Annotated in this window: 17 protein-coding genes and 3 pseudogenes; 6 read left to right on the forward strand and 14 right to left on the reverse strand. The window is 60.4% G+C overall.

Features of this window, described 5'->3' with window-relative positions; genetic code table 11:
* Position 1 precedes the first annotated feature (1 nt).
* A complete protein-coding gene (locus tag IB262_RS33735) occupies positions 2–184 on the reverse strand; it encodes a hypothetical protein (protein ID WP_246802820.1) in 183 nt (60 codons plus the stop codon).
* Between the two features lie 529 nt (positions 185–713).
* On the opposite strand from IB262_RS33735, the gene IB262_RS33740 reads away from it, so the two are divergent.
* Together IB262_RS33740 and IB262_RS33745 are read left to right on the forward strand one after the other, a co-directional pair.
* A complete protein-coding gene (locus tag IB262_RS33740) occupies positions 714–1,022 on the forward strand; it encodes a DUF736 domain-containing protein (protein WP_029742943.1) in 309 nt (102 codons plus the stop codon).
* 840 nt (positions 1,023–1,862) lie between these two features.
* The gene (locus IB262_RS33745; protein WP_192494482.1) at positions 1,863–2,033 is read left to right on the forward strand and encodes a hypothetical protein; all 171 of its coding nucleotides are present in this window, start codon (positions 1,863–1,865) and stop codon (positions 2,031–2,033) included.
* A gap of 157 nt (positions 2,034–2,190) precedes the next feature.
* Here IB262_RS33745 and IB262_RS33750 read toward each other — a convergent pair.
* The 6 genes and pseudogenes from IB262_RS33750 to IB262_RS33775 all read right to left on the reverse strand — a co-directional run.
* Positions 2,191–2,465, reverse strand: a pseudogene (locus IB262_RS33750) (HU family DNA-binding protein).
* 338 nt (positions 2,466–2,803) lie between these two features.
* Positions 2,804–3,196 carry a thermonuclease family protein gene (locus IB262_RS33755; RefSeq protein WP_192494483.1) on the reverse strand — a complete coding sequence of 131 codons (393 nt, stop codon included), beginning with the start codon at positions 3,194–3,196 and terminating at the stop codon, positions 2,804–2,806.
* 58 nt (positions 3,197–3,254) lie between these two features.
* On the reverse strand, positions 3,255–5,171 hold the full coding sequence (gene traG / locus IB262_RS33760) for a Ti-type conjugative transfer system protein TraG (protein ID WP_192494484.1): 1,917 nt from the start codon (positions 5,169–5,171) through the stop codon (positions 3,255–3,257).
* Complete coding sequence (locus IB262_RS33765) at positions 5,158–5,373, reverse strand: type IV conjugative transfer system coupling protein TraD (protein WP_112975487.1); 216 nt, start codon at positions 5,371–5,373, stop codon at positions 5,158–5,160. The genes traG and IB262_RS33765 overlap by 14 nt, the downstream gene beginning before the upstream one ends.
* Before the next feature lie 4 nt (positions 5,374–5,377).
* Positions 5,378–5,674, reverse strand: coding sequence for a conjugal transfer protein TraC (traC, locus tag IB262_RS33770; RefSeq protein WP_112975488.1), 297 nt, complete (start codon positions 5,672–5,674; stop codon positions 5,378–5,380).
* A gap of 149 nt (positions 5,675–5,823) precedes the next feature.
* Positions 5,824–6,711 (reverse strand): annotated as a pseudogene (locus IB262_RS33775) (aminotransferase class I/II-fold pyridoxal phosphate-dependent enzyme); the annotation flags it as partial.
* A gap of 517 nt (positions 6,712–7,228) precedes the next feature.
* Between IB262_RS33775 and repA the strand changes: the two are divergent.
* Together repA and repB are read left to right on the forward strand one after the other, a co-directional pair.
* Positions 7,229–8,452 carry a plasmid partitioning protein RepA gene (gene repA / locus IB262_RS33780; RefSeq protein ID WP_112984554.1) on the forward strand — a complete coding sequence of 408 codons (1,224 nt, stop codon included), beginning with the start codon at positions 7,229–7,231 and terminating at the stop codon, positions 8,450–8,452.
* Between the two features lie 48 nt (positions 8,453–8,500).
* The gene (gene repB / locus IB262_RS33785) at positions 8,501–9,481 is read left to right on the forward strand and encodes a plasmid partitioning protein RepB (protein ID WP_090299603.1); all 981 of its coding nucleotides are present in this window, start codon (positions 8,501–8,503) and stop codon (positions 9,479–9,481) included.
* Positions 9,482–10,238: 757 nt separating this feature from the next.
* On the opposite strand, the pseudogene IB262_RS33790 reads toward repB, so the two are convergent.
* Positions 10,239–11,131 (reverse strand): annotated as a pseudogene (locus IB262_RS33790) (recombinase family protein).
* A 417-nt stretch (positions 11,132–11,548) separates the two neighbouring features.
* Between IB262_RS33790 and IB262_RS33795 the strand changes: the two are divergent.
* On the forward strand, positions 11,549–11,794 hold the full coding sequence (locus tag IB262_RS33795; protein WP_060608251.1) for a type II toxin-antitoxin system ParD family antitoxin: 246 nt from the start codon (positions 11,549–11,551) through the stop codon (positions 11,792–11,794).
* Positions 11,795–11,796: 2 nt separating this feature from the next.
* Positions 11,797–12,114 carry a type II toxin-antitoxin system RelE/ParE family toxin gene (locus tag IB262_RS33800; RefSeq protein ID WP_112975511.1) on the forward strand — a complete coding sequence of 106 codons (318 nt, stop codon included), beginning with the start codon at positions 11,797–11,799 and terminating at the stop codon, positions 12,112–12,114.
* A gap of 64 nt (positions 12,115–12,178) precedes the next feature.
* On the opposite strand, the gene IB262_RS33805 is transcribed toward IB262_RS33800, so the two are convergent.
* From IB262_RS33805 to IB262_RS33830, 6 genes are all read right to left on the reverse strand, one after another.
* Positions 12,179–13,339 (reverse strand): site-specific integrase, encoded by a 1,161-nt coding sequence (locus tag IB262_RS33805; protein WP_112975512.1) that lies wholly within the window; start codon positions 13,337–13,339, stop codon positions 12,179–12,181.
* Positions 13,329–13,748, reverse strand: coding sequence for a type II toxin-antitoxin system VapC family toxin (locus IB262_RS33810; RefSeq protein ID WP_112975513.1), 420 nt, complete (start codon positions 13,746–13,748; stop codon positions 13,329–13,331). Before IB262_RS33810 ends, IB262_RS33805 begins: the two co-directional genes overlap by 11 nt.
* Complete coding sequence (locus tag IB262_RS33815; protein WP_112975514.1) at positions 13,745–13,987, reverse strand: type II toxin-antitoxin system prevent-host-death family antitoxin; 243 nt, start codon at positions 13,985–13,987, stop codon at positions 13,745–13,747. Before IB262_RS33815 ends, IB262_RS33810 begins: the two co-directional genes overlap by 4 nt.
* Before the next feature lie 441 nt (positions 13,988–14,428).
* Positions 14,429–14,569 (reverse strand): hypothetical protein, encoded by a 141-nt coding sequence (locus IB262_RS36265; RefSeq protein WP_246802821.1) that lies wholly within the window; start codon positions 14,567–14,569, stop codon positions 14,429–14,431.
* A gap of 230 nt (positions 14,570–14,799) precedes the next feature.
* Positions 14,800–15,747 carry an FAD:protein FMN transferase gene (locus tag IB262_RS33825; protein WP_060581931.1) on the reverse strand — a complete coding sequence of 316 codons (948 nt, stop codon included), beginning with the start codon at positions 15,745–15,747 and terminating at the stop codon, positions 14,800–14,802.
* Positions 15,728–17,935 (reverse strand): PepSY domain-containing protein, encoded by a 2,208-nt coding sequence (locus IB262_RS33830; RefSeq protein WP_060581930.1) that lies wholly within the window; start codon positions 17,933–17,935, stop codon positions 15,728–15,730. The genes IB262_RS33825 and IB262_RS33830 overlap by 20 nt, the downstream gene beginning before the upstream one ends.
* Positions 17,936–17,937: the final 2 nt, after the last annotated feature.

A 17,937-nucleotide genomic window follows, 5' to 3' on the forward strand; every position in this document is an offset into this window, starting at 1 on the left:
TTCATGCTTGAGCCCGGCCGTCACCACCGGTGGCGGTCGCCTGATCCGTATCCAACGGCTCCTTGAGACCTTGTGCGATGATGTCAGCGTCCAGCCTTCCCCAGATCGATTGGTCTCTCGGCATCGGGTTTGGGTTTGCGGGACGGTTTGCGTTCGACATGAACGGCTTGATCTGCTGACGCATTGATCCTCCAGGCTGCGACAAGCGAGAGCAACGATATCCCACCGGGTATGTCGGGCAAACGGGCACATTGAGGCGGAAGCGGATGCCCCGATTGATGCGGGTTGACAAAGGCCATGGTGGGTCAAGGCGACGGGTGCCGTTTGTGCACCGGCGAGCGCTGCGACACGCCTTTGCCATATCCCTTCACGTCAGAGTTTCCGGCAACCCATCTGCGGGCTCGATGAGGCATGTCTGACCGGAGACCGGCTTCGCCTCTATCGTCTTGCCGCAACGGCAGCCTCAGATTTCTTACCCCGGAGCCAACCTACCCCACTCGACAAGTCGAGCGAGGACCCCAGCTCGGTCTCCTCCTCTCCCACTAACAAATCTGCGACTTGCCGCCCTCCATTTTATTGCGGCCTAATCGCCACCCCAACGCGCGAGCGCGATGGGGACCCCGGCTGGGTGCGGTCCGATCGTCACCGGTCTTTGCGACAGCCATCGAGGCCGCGATGGGCGCGGCCCGATACACAAGAAAAGGAATACGACAATGGCAACCATCGGCACCTTCACCTCCACCGAGAACGGCTTCACCGGCTCCATTCGCACCCTCGCGCTCAACGTCAAGGCGCGCATCGCCCGGGTCGAGAACCCTTCCGACAAGGGCCCGCAGTTCCGCGTCTACGCCGGCAGCGTTGAACTCGGCGCCGCCTGGCAGAAGACCTCCGAGCAGGGCCGCGACTACCTGTCGGTCAAGCTTGACGATCCGAGCTTCCCTGCCCCGATCTACGCAACGCTCGCTGAAGTGGAAGGCGAAGACGGACTCCAGCTCATCTGGTCCCGCCCGAGCAGGGACTGAGGTTTCCAGGGGCCTCGCCGCCGGCGGGGCCCCCAGCAATGCAGGAAAACATGCTCCGTCTTGGCGGTCTTGGTACCGGAAGCGGGATTTCATCAGTTGCAAATTTCTCGGGCCGGTTTTGTGCAGTCCGAATATCTGCAAAGGCGCGCCAACCGCCGTACCTACCCGATGTTGGGATTTGCTCTTGCGCAGTTTGTCAGATGTCTCAAACACGTCTTAATGCGTCTCGATGACCTACAATCGACATCGATTTGTTGTATCCCGGATCGAACGAATAGCCATGGCCACCCAGCTATCTCTTCCACCCAACCGAATTTCCGTGCTTCCAGGAATTTGGCGAAGCGCGTAAAGGATGTCGTCCGCGTATCAGGAAAAATCCCCTCAGCTTCAATGACGACATAGCCCGTATCGCCATGAATTTGAAGGAATTCGCCGACGATGTTCACTCCGCGCGACATCAATTGGCGAACCTAGCCGGAACTTTGGCTTGAGCTCAGTTTGCCGCGGTCGGTGTAGGAGCAACAGGCGCGGGTGGCTTCGCGCGCCGGTGAGGCCTCTTCTTGTGTCGAGAAGACGAAGACGAAGCCGGACCCGGCATCGAGCCCGGTCCGGCTTTCTTGGTGCCATACGGCTTGCGGAAAAGCTGCTCAGAATATCCGATTGTACCAAGCGGGCATGCAGGCCTCAAGGACGAGCGGTGCCCCCAATTTCCTCCCGCAGCCTGATTGCTGCCCCGGAAATCGGCTCCCCCACTCGCCGGCTCTGCCGGTCGCTGTTGCGATCCCTGACTCAGCCATCCCCTTCTCGGGACTGTCGGTCATAAACGTCAGGGAAACGAAGATGACCCATTCTCTCGAAATCCAGATCGAAGAACTGCGGGCTAAACTGACCGGGACCATCAGCGACAGTGAACGGCGCGAGATCAAAATTGAGCTGGAACTGGCGCAAGCCGAATTGGCAATCATCACGGCGGAGCAGGAAGACAGAGCTGTACCTGAGCCGCCTTTCTAAGCCGGCATTTCCCATTCAGTGTCTTGCCAGCGGCTATGGATCGAAGATGGAATCGAGTCCGCCGGACTCGGTCTCTTTGCATGCGAAGGCCGCCATGGCAGCCTGCGCATGCAAAGAGAGTTTTCGCGACGCGCCCGATCGCGCACGCGAACAAAGCTCATTGGTTCAAGGCATCTTTCAACGCCTTGGCGGGCGCGAAAGTGAGCTTTTTGGCTGCCGCGACCTTGATCGTCGCTCCCGTGGCCGGATTGCGTGCCTCGCGTTCAGGCGTATCCTTCACCTTGAACTTGCCGAAGCCCGGAATGGAAGTCTCGGCGATTCCGCGGCAGTCGTGATCGCAGAGAAAACTGCTTCGACGATCGCCTTGCTTTGCACTTTGGTGAGGCCATGGTTGGTTGCGATCTTGTCGGCGATTTCATTCGTTGTCGTCACCCGCTCTTGTCCGCGCGGGCCCATACGCCCCATGGCTCGAGCATCGTCGATCGGGCAGTTGCACCTCCAACGACTTATATGAATCGATCGCTGCCAATCGATTCACGAGGGTGATGTTTCGTAAAGGTGGCTTCAAATGGAGCCGCTTGCCGGGGATAGTCGGTCCCGGGTTCCGCCTGGCGGCGGCGCTATGCTAACCCTCCTGCGGCGACCCTCTTAACCGGTCAAGCGGCGCGCGAATTGGCGCCGGACGCAGGATGCGTCCTCTGCCTGATACGCTCATTGCCTCAAGAGTGGCGGGGCGAAAGCCGCGACAGGTCTCATCGCCTTCGGCTGCGTCAGTCGCACCAGCTCCGACGCTGTCCCTCCCAGCTGCGCGCCAGGCCCTCGGATATCATGATTTCGCCGAGCGATGATCCGTTGCGCAGCACTGTCCGCAGCTTCCGGCCGTTGCGATCTGCATCGCGCAAGCCGCTGGTGAGCGAAAATTCCCCGGCATTTAGGAGCACGAGCAGACGGTACTTTGCGGCTTCACCGAGCTCTGCTTCGCGCACGCAACGCGGCGGACTGAGCTCCGGTGTGTCGATGTCGGCGATGCGGATTTTTTGACCGCGAAACCAGAAGGTGTCCCCATCTACGACGCAATTGACGCGCGGGGCGCTGGAGCAGATCGAAAACTGTGCCGAAAGGCTGTCACGCGCCGCGGCATGCGAGACTGCCGGCCCAGCCATACAAGAGCAGCGTGCCCGCGATGGCCAACGAGCCTTTGAGAAAATTCATGCTTGCTTCCTATTTCATTTTTTCGAATCTGTTTTCCTCTACGCAACTTTTCATGTCTGCACGGCGAAACCAAATCGCTCGGCCGCAGCGAAGCGGCGGATTGCCAGCAGTAAATACGATCTGCTCGTCGGCCCGCATTTGCAGCACTTCGTGCGGCTGGATCAATGGTCTTGCCGCGAGTTGCTTCGAACGTGTCCGCGAGGATCCCCGTGACTGGAAACTGCGGCTCACCTGATCGATCTCGACAGTCGTCATTCCGCATCGCCGGGAAATGTAGTCGGCGGTTTCAGGATCGTTGATGGCAGCGAAACTGATCCAGCTTACACTTTCGAACCACTTGCTTGCCGCGTCGCGCCCGCCATAAGCTTCTCGCATCTGACCAATCGACTGATAGATCATCGTGAGCGTGATACCGTACTTGCGACCGGCGTCCCTTGCCGTTTCAAGAACGCGCATGTAACCGAGCCGGGACACCTCGTCGAGAAGGAACAAGGTGCGACCGTTCATCTCCCCATTGCGATTGTAGATCGCGTTGAGCAACGCGCCGATGATGACACGGGCAAGACCGGAGTGGCCTTCCAATGTTTTCAGATCCACGTTGATGAAAACGTCCGCGTGTCCGGTGGCAATCTCTCCGGTTGAGAACGTCGAGCCGGATACAAGTGCGGCGTAGTTTGAGTAGGACAGCCAATGCGTTTCCCTAACCGCGTTTGCATAGACGCCCGAAAAAGTCTCCGGCGTCATGTTCACGAAGGCCGCAACGTTCTCCTTCACGAAGTCGGAAACCGAATTGTCATAGATTCTTTGCAACCGCTCGCGAAGCTTCGGCTCCGGTTCGGAGAGGTTCTTGCGTACCTGACGCAAAGTTTGGTCCGCTTTGTCAGTGCGTCCCGACAGGCACACATCGGCGATCAGAGCCGTCAACAACTGTAGCGCTGACGCGCGAAAGAAGTCATCGCGCACGCCACGTACACCACCGCTTTCGCTCATGATCCACGAAGCGACCGACGCAATATCCTCTTCCTTCGTTCCACCAAACCGACCGACCCAATCCAACGCGTTGAATCCCGTCTCCGGGGCCATTGGATCGAGGACGAAGACGTCCCGGTCGGCGTCTCGCCTATGCTTCGAGACCATTGGCGCTACTTCTTTCGACGGATCAAGGATGACTACCGAGCCACCCCATTTGAGTGCCGTCGGGATCGTCACTGACGTCGTCTTGAAGCCGCCGGATCCGGCGAATACGATCCCGTGTGAGGAGCCGAATGACCCGTCGAAGCAAAGGAGCGGCGATTTGCCACCGCCACCCCAGGTGTCGGGACTATCCGCGCGAAACGGCTGTGCTGCAGTGCTATCCTTATCGACCCGGTAAAGCTCTCCGACAACGATTCCTCCGGATTCGGGAAAAAGCCCTGCGGCCGATGCGAGCTTCATCCAGTCCGCTTCTCCATGAAGTGCCCGTCTTCCGTTGACACGCTTCGGTTCTGGACGCGCAAAAGCGGCGTTGCCGATCAACACGACCCTCAAAGCGAAAGACGCCGCCATCAGCGCGATCGCAGCGCCGAGCACTGTTGCGGGGTCAAGAGAGGCCGCCAGGTTCTTGCCTGCCGGCATCTTCCCCGCAAACGCGGCAAGACGTACCGCTTCACGCAACGCAGCGATCAGGATTGTTGCACCGCTCCCGGCAACGACACCCCAGCCGGAAAAGCGGACACTTGCCGACCCAGCAGACGCGAATAGGAAGACGACACCCACCGCCGACGCTGCAATATACGGCGCAGAAATTCCAACGCGACCAAGAGCGACCTTTGCCGCTTCCGTGTTTCCGAAGCCTTGAAGCCAAGTCTCCATTCCGGTCGTGACAAAGATGGCGGTCACCATGAGTGCGACCGGTGCGACGACCAACAGGGTCCTAGTCGCCGTCATTGCTGAAGGCCTCCGCACCGATAGCGATCAGCCTGGTTCGCTCGCCTTCATCGTATTTGAGGCGGCGAGCGAGTTCGATGAGCGCGCCCAGGATAAGCGCGCGCTTCTCGTATCGCAGACCTGCTTTGACGATCAGGTCGCCAAGTTCGATCTTGTCGCGCGTGTCCTTTTTGCGCGCCTTTGAAGTCGTAGTGTGGCGCATGCGCTCAAGCCTCGTGACCGCTCCCCGAAGGCGCGCCAGCCGAGACCGTCGCACTTTCCGTCGTGGCCGCGACGCCGACCCCTGCCCGCCCCTTTCCGTTCGATCCGACTTTGCCTCCGCGAAAGTGTTTGGCCATATCCTCGAAGGCCTTCTGAAGATCCGCCTCCTCGATCTCGATTTCACCGAGTCCGGCCTTGAGTGCGATGCGACCGATCCGTTCGGCTTCACGCGTCTCGGCGTGCTTCAGCTGTTCCTGAAGCTTGGCGATTTCTTCGCGGATCCTGGAGGAGGGCTTCTTCATTTACGGTTGTCCCTGTCTGATGTTGTTTGGATTGAACAGCATCAGGTTCCTTCAGATCGGCGTGCCGATCCACTAACAGAAGTGCGAGTTGGCGCAGCCAACGCCTTTGATCATGATCCCGGCCGTTCCGAAGGAGCGGATCCGAAGGGCGCATGAGCGATCGCGTATCTGCGAAAAAGCTCCTCTTGCCGCTCCGTTCCGAGCATCAGCAAACCGCCGGATGCGCCGAACCCCTTTCCGAGCGAAGCCGCGATAATTGTGCTGTCCCCAAGCGGGCCCTCAAGCTGGGAGCGGGCAAAGCCTTGTCCTTTATCGCCAAAGATCGAAATGCCATGCGCGTCATCGATGTAGAGGAACATGCCATATCTGCTCTGCAGCTCTTGGAGGTTTCGGATTGGCGCTGCGCCGCCCATGGAATAGACGCCATCGCAGACATAGGCGACCTTTTTGCCCGTTCGACACACGCGCTCGAGTGCTTCGATGTCGTTGTGCGCTATCGTCAGGACTTCTGTCTCAAGAGCGACCGTCGCCTTATGAAACGCCAGAGTCGCGTGCGCGAATTTGTCGAACACGACAACGGGTTTCTCTCCGTTGGTCAGATGGCCGGAGGCAAGAAGCGGCAAGGCGCCCATGTTTGCAGCGAGGACAGTCGTATAAACGATAACCCGAGCGGAAAATAGCTTTGACAGAGCGTCTTCAAGATCGAATGCGATCTTGAAATTGAGGCGTGTTCTCGCGCATGACCAGTGCAGGTTTCCATATTGTTCGAGCGCTTCGATTGCTCCGGCGACTATCCGCGGGTGGTTGTCCAGCCCGAGATACGAGCATCGAACAAAATCCACGATGTTACGGCCTGCATCGTTTGCTGATTGGAGTTCAATGCCCCGCCCCCGATTTGGGTATGCGGAGACCCCGATCAGGCCGGCCGCCTGTGCCGCCCGGAAACACTCATCGGACGACTGAATAAGCGCGGCAGTGTTCCTTCGGACAGTCTGATCGGTTCCGGCCACGAAATCCGTGAGCATCCTTGCCTCCATCAAGAGCGGTTGTTGCGCCTAAAGGTGGCATAGATCACTTTTCACTCAACGAACGGCGGCAAAAGAACGGAACAAGTTTCTGCAAATTTTCGTATGCCATGGGTGGCATTGTGCAATGATTTTACGAACAAGTTTGACGGCCCTTCTCAGTGGTAGTGCTGGACGGTTAACGGTCAGCGCAGAATCGACCATAGCGGCGTCTAAGGCGGCGATTCGGTCGGGCGGTGTGAGTCGGAGACGAAATAGTGCCTGTGCACACGTCGAGCCCCGAAAGCCGGAAGGGCATAAGAGACTCTCCGGTGCAAAACTTGCGGCGGCCCTAATGCGGAGAGTATGCGGGTAAGCTATTGAAAAACAGTGGGAAAATGCGCTCTATTGACTTCATGTGCTGCTGTAGATCCGCTCTGAGTTAACCCTTTGTTAACTCTATATTCCTTGTCAGACGAAAGGAACCGCACATAATAACGGTTAGGATGAGTTCCTGCCTGAAAAACCGTTATTTGAGAGCTTCCTTGCAATGAACGCTAATTCGCTGTCCATGGCTCCCGCACAGCCGATGCACTTTGAGGATTTGATCCTCGAACAGGGCGATTTGATTTCAAAGAAGCTGCACCTGTTGAGCATGCAGCAGTTCCCGCCGAATGCCAAGAAACTGCTGCGCCAATTCTCGCTCTCGGAGGTCGCTGATTTCCTCGGGGTGTCCCAAAGCACGTTGAAGAAGCTCCACCTTGAGAGCAAAGGCCCCCTCCCCCAGACGTCTCCGTCGGGCCGCCGTTCCTACAGCGCCGAGCAGATGGAGGAACTGCGCCAGTACCTCGACCAGCATGGTCGCTCCGAAGCGCGCAAGTACGTGCCACGCCGGCGCGCTGGCGAGAAGCTCCAGATCATTGCGGTCGTCAACTTCAAGGGTGGATCGGGCAAGACTACCACTGCCGCTCACCTGGCGCAGTACATGGCACTGACAGGTCACAGAGTGCTCGCCGTCGACCTCGACCCGCAGGCCTCGCTGTCTTCGCTTCACGGCTTCCAGCCCGAGCTCGACATGACGCCTTCCCTTTACGAAGCGATCCGCTACGACGAGCAACGGCGATCGATCACCGATATCATCCTGCCGACCACCTTCCCCGGCCTCGACATCGTACCCGCCAACCTTGAGCTGCAGGAATTCGAGTACGATACGCCCCTCGCGATGACGAACAAGAGCTCGAACGATGGCAAGACCTTCTTCACGCGCATTTCGCGCGCGCTTGTCGAGGTCGAAGATCGCTACGACGTGGTTGTCATCGACTGCCCACCTCAACTCGGCTACCTGACGATCACCGCCCTGACCGCGGCGACAAGCGTTCTTGTCACTATCCACCCCCAGATGCTTGATGTCATGTCGATGGGACAGTTCTTGCTAATGCTGGGCGGCATCTTGAAGCCGATCCGCGAAGCTGGTGCCGCCGTCAATCTCGAATGGTACCGCTACGTCATCACGCGCTACGAGCCAACGGACGGGCCACAGGCGCAGATGGTAGGGTTCATGCAGACGCTGTTTCACCAGTTCGTTTTGAAGAACCAGATGCTGAAGTCGACAGCGATCTCTGACGCTGGAATTACAAAGCAGACACTTTATGAGGTCGACAAGGCCCAGATGACGCGCTCGACCTATGAACGAGCGATTGGATCCTTGAATGCGGTCAATGCCGAAATCGCTGAACTCGTGCATGCGTCCTGGGGACGTAAGGCTGCACGCTGATCACATCAACCTTCACACTCAGTCGGTTAGGTAGAACGGAGCAGGCACATGGCGAGAAAAAATCTGCTGGCGGGACTGGTAGACGCAGCGGAGATCCCGCAGGCGGATACCGCGCCAGCCTATCCCATGCGTGGTGCGTCAAAGAGCATGGTGCGTTCTCTCGACGAACTCTCTAAGCAGGCCGACAAGTTCCTCGAAGGTGAAGCCGTCGTCGAGCTCGATCCGGATACGGTGGATGGGTCCTTTGTGCTTGATCGTTTGACGGACGATAGCGAGCAGTTTGAAGAATTGAAGGCGGCAATTGCCGAACGCGGCCAGGACACGCCGATCCTCGTGCGCCCTCACCCGTCTGCATCCGGGCGCTATCAGATCGTCTTTGGACATCGCCGTGTGCGTGTAGCGCGCGAACTCGGCCGTAAGGTCAAGGCAGTTGTCAAAGCAATCGATGACCGGACACACGTTATCGCTCAGGGCCAGGAAAACTCAGCCCGCGCCAACCTCTCGTTCATCGAACGTGCCAGCTTTGCTTCGCGCTTGGAGGCGCTTGGTTACGACCGTGGAGTGATCGCATCAGCTCTTGCTGCGGACAAGACGGCGGTTTCGAAGATGATGAGCGTGACTGAACGGGTGCCGTTGGTAGTCATCGAGCAAATCGGTGCGGCGCCCTCGACTGGGCGCGACCGCTGGCTCGAGCTTTCGCTTCTGGTAGGCAAGGCCGCCAATGCGGAAAAGGTGAACGACATCGCCGGCGATCCGAGCTTCCAATCGCTTTCAAGCGACGAGCGGTTCAACACGCTATTCAAGGCACTGGATACGTCGGGGCAACCCGTCAAAAAGATGTCACTGAAATCCAAGGAAAGCTGGCAGACAAGCGACAAGGCAGTCTCGGCTCAGTATTCGAACTCCGGCAAGGCCTTCGAACTTTCAATGAAATCGAAGAACGCCGGTCGCTTCGGGCAGTATCTCGCTGAAAACCTGGATCGGCTCTATTCCGAATTCCTCGCGGCGAATGACGGGAAGGAAGACTGAACGCTCAAAAGAAAAAGGCCCCCAGACGGTAACCATCGTGAAGCTCGCTTTAGCGCCTGATGAGCAAGATGGCCCCGCTGTCGTCATGCCGACGTTATCTAAGTAATTGAAAAAAAATAATAAAACTGGAAAATTGTCGGCCGGCAACTTTCTCGACGCCCGGCAACGCTGATTTGCGCCCAGCGCATAGAGTGACCGTCAGCGCTAACCCGGTGTTAGGGTCAGCACCTCGCTGTTGGTTTTGCGCGAATCGCCGCTACGCCGATGCCGACAACCTGGAACGCCTCATTCAGTTTCGCCACGGTTCTGCTCACCTTGATCCCGGCGCCGCCGCCGGTGACCTCCTACGAGCCGGGACAACGATTGTCCAGCACATGCTCGGCAATCAGGGCAGCATCGTCCAAATGCCCATCGTCGTCTGAAACGCCGGTGAAGCTTTCGAGTATTTCGACCGCTGGGGGTTGGTCATTGTTTCTATGGTCCAAGCGGCGTTTCCGGCGCCGAAGGTGATACGGCGGCCAATCAAAAATTCTGGCACCAAAGTGCCAACCTTCTTAAACACCGTGGCCGGATCGGCATGGAGGGGAGGGGGGAGCCGGCGCCAAAAGAACCCACCGCGGCGGATGAGGATGCAGGCGCGTGGCTGAAACTGCGAGACGGCGGCAATTTCCGTCGGCCGGCGGCGCAGATCGTCAATAGCTTGGAAGACCCTGTCGGCAGAGGAAGCACGCGATCGGTCGCCTGATGAGCCGCGCCTTCAATGGCGGATGAGGCCATATCGGTGGGCTTCGTCCAGCAGGTCGCGGACGGAGGAAGGCTGCCATTTCTTGCCGCCGCGCACAGGCCGTTCTCCCATCTGATCCAAATTGGGCGGCAATATCGCGGAGCGACAGCTTGGGATCGGCAATGGCGATCGCCGCTACCAGCTTCATCAGATGGTCTTCGGGCGCACGGCGAGGGGACCGGGCCAGGAGGTCTTTTTCCGCGAGCTTGTCGCGCACCAAGCGCGCTCGACGGTCCAGTCGTGACCGCGGCGATTAAGCACCCGCACGACGTTGTCCCAACTGTGGTGAGGCCGCAGCCGCACCATCGGCAGCCAAGTTTGCGCGGATGCAATGAGCTCGTCGAGATAACGCTTTGCGCGTGCTTTTGAGACTGATTTGATGGCCTCCGGTGGCCGTTCTCGCAAGCCCGGGTTTCCCGGGAGCTTGTCACGCGCCATCGCCGCCTTGATGCCGGCTTTGGTGCGTTCGGCAATCAGCGCCCACTCGAGTTGGGCGACCGCGCCGAGAACTTGGAGGGAGAACATGCCCTGAGGCGTCGATGTATCGATCGGATCGCGGATCGAGCGGAAATGCACACCGCGCTCTTCAAGATCCTCGATCACTGCCAATAGATGGCTCACGGCTGGCCAGCCGATCGAGGCGAACGACGACGAGGATATCTCCCGCGGTGAGCTCGCCAAGCAATTTGACCAAAACTGGGCGCGCGCGATGCCCCAGAACCGTGCTCCTGATAGATGCGGCCGCAGCCGGCAGCTCGCAGCTCATCGATCTGGGCATCGTGGATCTGGCCGTCTGTCGAGACGCGGGCGTAGCCGATCAGCCGTCTTTGAGGCTGTTGGACGCTAACTGTTAGTCGCTTTGCCATCGCGCTTTCACCGGCCTCATCTTAAGCTGGTTTGTACAGATAAGAAATGCGTGAGGAATTGCTCAGTTGCAAGCGTGTTTTATGTACTGAATAGCGGCCCGCCAGACTCAAATCGGTGCCCGGGGCGAGCAACGGCGCATCCATATAGGCAAACGCGCGTCAACGGGCTTCTGCGGCTGAAATGCAGTTGTCATTATCGCCCAAACTCTGGAATGGGCGGGCAATTCGGCCCGGCGGCTCTCTGCGGGATTTGAGCGCGAGCCTGGGTCGACGCTGATGGCGCTGATGCGGCACTCGCCAAGTCTCAAGGCCTCTTGAATGCGGAATTGAGCGTTCGCATTTGGGGGGGTGGCGTAGTGTCAATAATTGCGCAATTCACGTTATTGTGCGATGCTTGTGAGCAAACGGAGGTGTGACATGAACGTTTCCATTGGTGACCGTTGGGAAGCCTTTGTATCCAACATCGTGAAGGACGGCCGTTACGGTTCGGCCAGCGAAGTCGTGCGTGAAGGATTGCGGCTGGTCGAGGAGCGCGAGCAGAAGTTGAGGGCTCTGACCAGCCTGCTCAACAAGTCGATCGCCGATGGCGGCGAAGCATCCGACGCAGATATTGACGCGGCGCTGGAAGCCAAGGCCGCTCAACTGACCAAGGAAGGCTTCTAAGGGTGCCGCAGCTTCGTATGCTGCGTTCGGCACTCACAGACCTGGTCAATATTCTCGAATACATCACTCGACAGAGCGGTAGTTTGATGGCGGGACGTCGGTTTGTGGGAGAACTTCGGCAAAAATGCCGGACACTGGCCGATCTTCCCGGCACCCTCGGCCGAGCAAGGCCGGAATTGCGCCTCGATATACGCAGCGCGGCGTTCAAAGGATACGTCATCTTTTTCCGGTACGCCGACGAACGTTTTGAGGTCGTCAATATCATCGAGGGGCATCGCGATATCGATGAGTTGTTTTCCGCGGTCGACGCGAACGAATAGCACCCCACGCCCCCGCTAGCCTGACTGCCGATTGCCGCTACCAAGGATGAGCGAGCGTGGGGCGCTAGGTAACCAACCGCGCCGCTCGTCCCAGCTTACGCTCGGCGTCGTTGTAGTAGCGGGCGGCCTGCGTCACGGATTTGTGCAACGACTGCTGCATCGCTTCCGGAAGGGGAATGCCACGATTGGCGGCTTCAATCAGATAACCTGACCGCAGTCCATGCGCCGAAAACAGTGTCGGGTCGAGCCCGGCCTGCTTGCAGCGGCTTTTCAGGATCAGGTTGACCGACTGTGGGGTGAGCGCGCGCCGATCGATGTTTCCCCACTGGTCGATGCGACGGAATACCGGGCCGTCGTTGATGCCGGCCTCTTCAAGCCACCGTTTCAAGGCGGTCACCGGTCGACCGATGAGGATAACTCGTTCGTCGTCGTCACTCGTCGTCGTCTTCGTTCGACCCAGATGGATGGCGAGGCAGGGAAGGGGAGGGGAGTCCGGCATCGATGGATCCGCCAGCACGGTGCCCTCGTCGGTGATGTCCTCAACCCGCAACGCCGACACTTCCGACCGTCGGCGGCCGCCGGAAGCGAACGCGGTCAGAAGCAGTGCTCGATCGCGAAGATCGACCAGGCGTTCACCGGCGCAGGCGTCCAAAAGCTTCGCCAGGATGGCGCCGGTGACCGCCTTTTTGCTCTTGCATTGCCGCGGCCGCGCGCTGGCGCGCACCGCAAGCCGCAGCGCCGACTTGAGCGACGGCCCATCGAAGGCGCCTCTCAGGCCGCGCCATCGCGAGAGGATCGACCAGCTTGTCAGCCGGCGCCGAACGGTTTCGGGGGCGTGCGGCCCGTTGGCGCGCAGAAGCAGCTGGGCGCGCAGGCCAGCTTCAACCTCCACCGGCATGCCATGGCTTGGATCTTCAGCGCGTCGGGCCGGGTCCCAGAAATGATGGGCGACAAATTTCAGGAGGAGACTTTCTGGCGCCGGCCAGGGGAGGGGGCCACTGGTGGCAAGCTGGCACCAGGCTTCGAGGTAACCGAGATCGGAGGCCAGTGCCCTGAGCGTGTTGTCGCCCATGCCTTCGCTGGCCAGATGCTTGAGTGTGGCGGCGTCATCGTCGGTCAGAAGGGCGGCGAGCTGATCGCGCCGACCGAAGGGTAGGATGGCATCCAGCGCGTCGAGTTCCTCGGCGCGCCGCTCTGTTTTCGACGCTGTAAGCTCAGTGCTCATTCTCGAAGGGCCCAAGCACCTGAATCCGCTCGGCGCGGGCCGCGCCGGCGAGTTTGCGGTCAAGGGTGGCAAGTGGCAGGGATTGACGGACTGCAACGTCGAGATAGGCGGCGTCGTAGGCGCTCAGGCCGTGTGCGCTTGCAAGTTCCAGCACTGAGCCGTCCTGACCGGCGCCGGTGTCCTCAAGCGGCAGCCGGCGGAGACGAGCCATCGCGTTCAGCGCTTGGCCGGGGGCGATCCTCTGCCGCCGCTCTGCGCTGATCAAAATGCTGCGCGTCTCGTGCCAGAACAGGTTGGGTACCGGGCAAGGTCTGGAGATGCCAGCGATGAGACGCTCGGCCGCCTCGCTGTATTCCTCCGGCAACAGCCAGGCAGCCGCGGTCGATGCGTCAAGAACAAAGACGGTCAAAACCTTTGTCCCTCGCGTTCCCAATCGAGGATCTCTTCGTTGGTGACTGGTTTTGCCCGCATCCTGGCCGCGCGCACTTCCGCAATCAGCGTCGTGAGCTCGGTTTCTTTCTGAACGCGTGAGAGTCGTGCGACCGGATCATTGCCGCGAGATATGATGACCTCTTCGCCGGCCTCGACGCGTGCGAGAAGCTCAGACAGATGGGCTTTGGCTTCGGCTACCTTGACGGTGACGCTCATGGCAAACTCCGCTGGAAATAACATTTCGTCGCGCAGGTTGCGGACGATCTCGAATATTTGCTTCTGCCTAAAGATAGTGGGCGTTCAAGGGTTGGTCAACCTGTAGACCACATCACTATCGATACTTGAAACCTATCGATAGTGATTGGGCGCGAAAATTAACGTCTGCGTGACGGAAGCATTCTGTTGATTAATTTCCGTTGGCGGAATTTAAAACGTTAATACAGATGGTCAATGACTGCCTACGATGCCGAGGAGCCGCGCCAAGGAGGGTAACCGGGGCAGATTTGGGGACAGACGGGTTGAGTCGCGGAAGCACGGTGGTTTTCGGTCATCGAGATCGGAGCAGTCTTGCGGCGTTGTGCACACATGTCCGTGGCATCGACGCTGACCCAAGGTAGTTCTCCTTGCCGGGGCTGTTTGCAAAGTGGAGAGCCGTGTTCAAGCCTTAGCCGCGACCAGAGTGGCCAGCGGCGGGATGGGCGGACCGTCGAGTTGCAGGCGGTCGCCGAGATAGTGCCAGAACGACAGCCCGAGCTTGCGGCAGGTTTTCATCAGCCCGAGCATGGTGTCGCGCGCCACACGACCATCGCGCTCATCGTGCCGCCGGAGATCTTGCGCTTGACGAGGCTGCGCAGGTCGTTCTCCGACGCATTGGTGTGGAGCGGCGTTCCCGGACAAGAATGGCTGGCCAAAGTCCACCCGCCACCAGGAGGCACGGCCATTTTCCGGTCCCGTCAGTCCGAATTGTGCGATTGTTTCAATCTTTGCCGATAGACCTCAGGAACCCTCCGACAGGTCTCCCAGCCTGCCTAAAAAAGTGGCCCTGTCGCTATTGGCCGGACTCGACCAGAGGCGTCGCGCAGAAGAAACAGCACGTCGAGGCCAAGGTGCTGGGCAAGCTCGATCCCGGACGTCGGACCTAGAACCATCAACGCGGTCGCCCAGGCGTCGGCTTCAGCGCAGGTTCGTGCGACGACTGTGACCGAAGCGGGCGACGACAGCAGCGGCGCACCGCGGCGCGGATCCATGGTGTGTGAGAGACGGCGACCGTTCACGACAGTCCAATGCCGGTAATCGCCAGAGGTAGCGACCGCAGCATCCTGCAAGGCGAGGATGGAATGCCGCGCTCGACGGGCCGTGTCGGGACTTTCAATGGCGATATTCCAAGGCTCACCGTCGGGACGCAAACCGATTGCCCTCATCTCGCCGTCAATTCCCACGAGGCCGGAAGTTATGCCGAAGCGCGCGAGGATCGCGGCCAGCCGGTCGACGCCATATCCCTTGGCAATGCCGTTGAGGTCGATGGTGATCGGCGCGCGCTTTCGCACCGTCGCGCGAACAGGATCGAGTTCGAGCGCGGCATGGGTGGGTTGGCGCGGTGTCGCGAGTGCCTTCTGGATCAGGGTCCGGTCGGCCGCGTGCGGGCCAAAACCCCAGGCGCCAACCGCATCGCCCACGCCGATATCGAAGGCCCCGCCGGACGCGCGGCCGATTTCGAGCGCAAGATGCAGCACGTCAGCCAGACGAGCCGGGACCTCGATCCAGTCGCCGACTGGGTCAGCGTTCAACCTCATCAGAGCGCTGTCGGGCTTCCAGGTGGACATCTGCTCGTCCACCTCGTCCATTTCCGCTTGAAGAGCGTGCCGAACCGGCTCTGGATCGAACCCTGCCGCGGTGTAGAACAGCGCCGACCAGCGCGTTCCCATGGTCGGTCCGTTAAGCGTGTGCCTCATCGGATCAGTAGACGTCTTCGACATAGCGTCCCTCCGCCTTGAGCAGTGCCGGCGTCAATCCGGCTGGCGCTAGAAGCTCGGCAAGCGCCGCCGAAACGCCGACAGCCATATCGCGCCCACCACAGACCATGACTCTCGCGCCCCCACGGATCAGGGTCGTCATCTGGGCGGCTTCCTCAAGGAGGGCGTGCTGGACATAGCGCGGCATCCGCCCGCGCGAGCACGCCCCGACGAGCCGGTGAAGGCGCCCTTCGCGGCGCCAGCACGTCAGTTCGTCCTTGTAGAGGAAATCGCTGGCAGGATGACGCATTCCGAAGAACAGGTGGATCGGACGGCGGCGCGCATTGGCACGCACGAAGCCCGCCAGCGGCCCTATCCCTGTTCCAGCTCCGATCAGGATCAGCGGTGTCCTGCTCCTGCCGGCATGGAAGCCCGGATTGCTGCGGATGAATGCGCGAACGGCACATCCTGGCTCCAGATTGAAGAGCTGCCCGGAACAAAGCCCCGCCGGATGCTTCTTCACGACGATCTCGATGAAGCCGTCGCACCGTCCCGAAGCCAGCGAGTAGAACCGGGGAACGGACGAGCCCTCGGGCAGCACGCCGAGAAGATCGCCTGCCGAAAACCGACCGAAGCCACGCCCGGCCAACCGATGCCAGAACGGGACTTTGGGTAGCGCGAACCGCAGGATCACGGTCGGAGCTTGCACCTCTGCGCCGTATTCGCGTCGCGAAACGAGGGTCAACGGGGAGGCCGCCGGCAAGGCTGGCCGATGGACAAGCTCCAACCCGATCCCCATCGCTTCACCCAGCGATCGTCCCCAACGGGCAAATTCCTGCGGTGACTGCCGGTCGACGGTGTCATATGGGATCAGCGTGCTCCACCCTCGCGCCTCGGCGGTCCTCGCGACGACCTGGGCAAAAGCGCAGTAGGCCGGGAAGCTGCGGTCACCGAAGCCGAGCACGGCCACTGGAATGGCTGGCTCTGCCGGCAGGGCTTGCAGGCGATCGAGGAACCCCCGCGCCGAAGTGGGCGCATCGCCATCGCCATAGGTTGCCGCAAGGATGAGAATGCGCCGGGCATGCCGGTAACGCTCAGGATCGAAAGACGACATCGGCGCGGTGTGAACCGCCTGCCCGAGCTTCGTCAGTGCGGCGTGCAGCGTCGCAGCGAAGCTCCATGTGTTTCCGCTCTCGCTGCCGACAAGCAGCATCGTTTCTGCACGTCCAGCCGTTACATTGCCGTGAATTCGGGGGCGCCCGCGCCGACCCGCCAGCCACAGGATGAGGCCGGTGCCCGCCATCGCCGGCAAGCCGAGCGCCATCATGCCGAGCACGAGGCCCAAGGCGGCCGCGCCTCGACCGGTATGCAGCATATAGATGGTCTCCGAGAGGCGCTGCCATCCGGTCAGGTCGCTCCAGGCCAGCAGCACGCCGGTGCCCTGATCCAGATAGCCCGTGCCGCGATCGGTCTTCAGCGTGAAGACATCCGTCGCATCGGCCGGGTCGGGAAACGCCAGGCTGCGCAGTTCGGTGACCGGTGTCCGTTTCAGCAGATTCATGTGCGATGCGGCCATGCCGGCCCGGCCGCTCGCCTCGATGTGGGCGACGGGAGATGTGGCCGTGTCGGGCAGGAGATCGAATGTCGACGCCGTCATCCACAATGCGGTGACCGAGGACAAGACGAGGCCCGCGACGGTCAAGCGCGCGATCTCGACATGCAATCGTCCAGCGAGCGGCCCGCGCATCGGCGCGAACCATCGCCGCCAGCCGCCGGCCCTGCGTGCGACGAGCATGGCGCCGGACACAGCCAGGACCAGCATGGCGGCAGCGCCCACTGCCCCTGCGATGCGCCCGCCGTCACCGAGAAAGAGCGACCGGTGCAGGCCGGTAAGCCACTGCAAGACAGCATTCGGATCGCTGGAGGCGACACCCAGCCCTGTTGCGGGATCGATGAGGGCGGCCTGAGGCACCCCATCCTCGAACCAGTAGGCGGTGATCTTGCCGGAGGGCGCGCGACGTATCTGTTCTATCTGAGGGTGGACGGTGAGGATGCGCCCGGCCAGCGTCGCGACGGAAAGCCCTGCCTCGGCTTGCGGGGCGGACAACCGTTCGGCGGCGGGAAACAGCGAGAGTGCTGCACCGCTAAGGCTCAAGACCAGCAGAAAAAGAGCGGCCAGAAGGCCTGGCCAGCGATGGATGACACGAATCATGT

Source organism: Ensifer sp. ENS02, assembly GCF_014851885.1.
In the GTDB taxonomy this organism is placed as follows: Bacteria; Pseudomonadota; Alphaproteobacteria; order Rhizobiales; family Rhizobiaceae; genus Ensifer; species Ensifer adhaerens.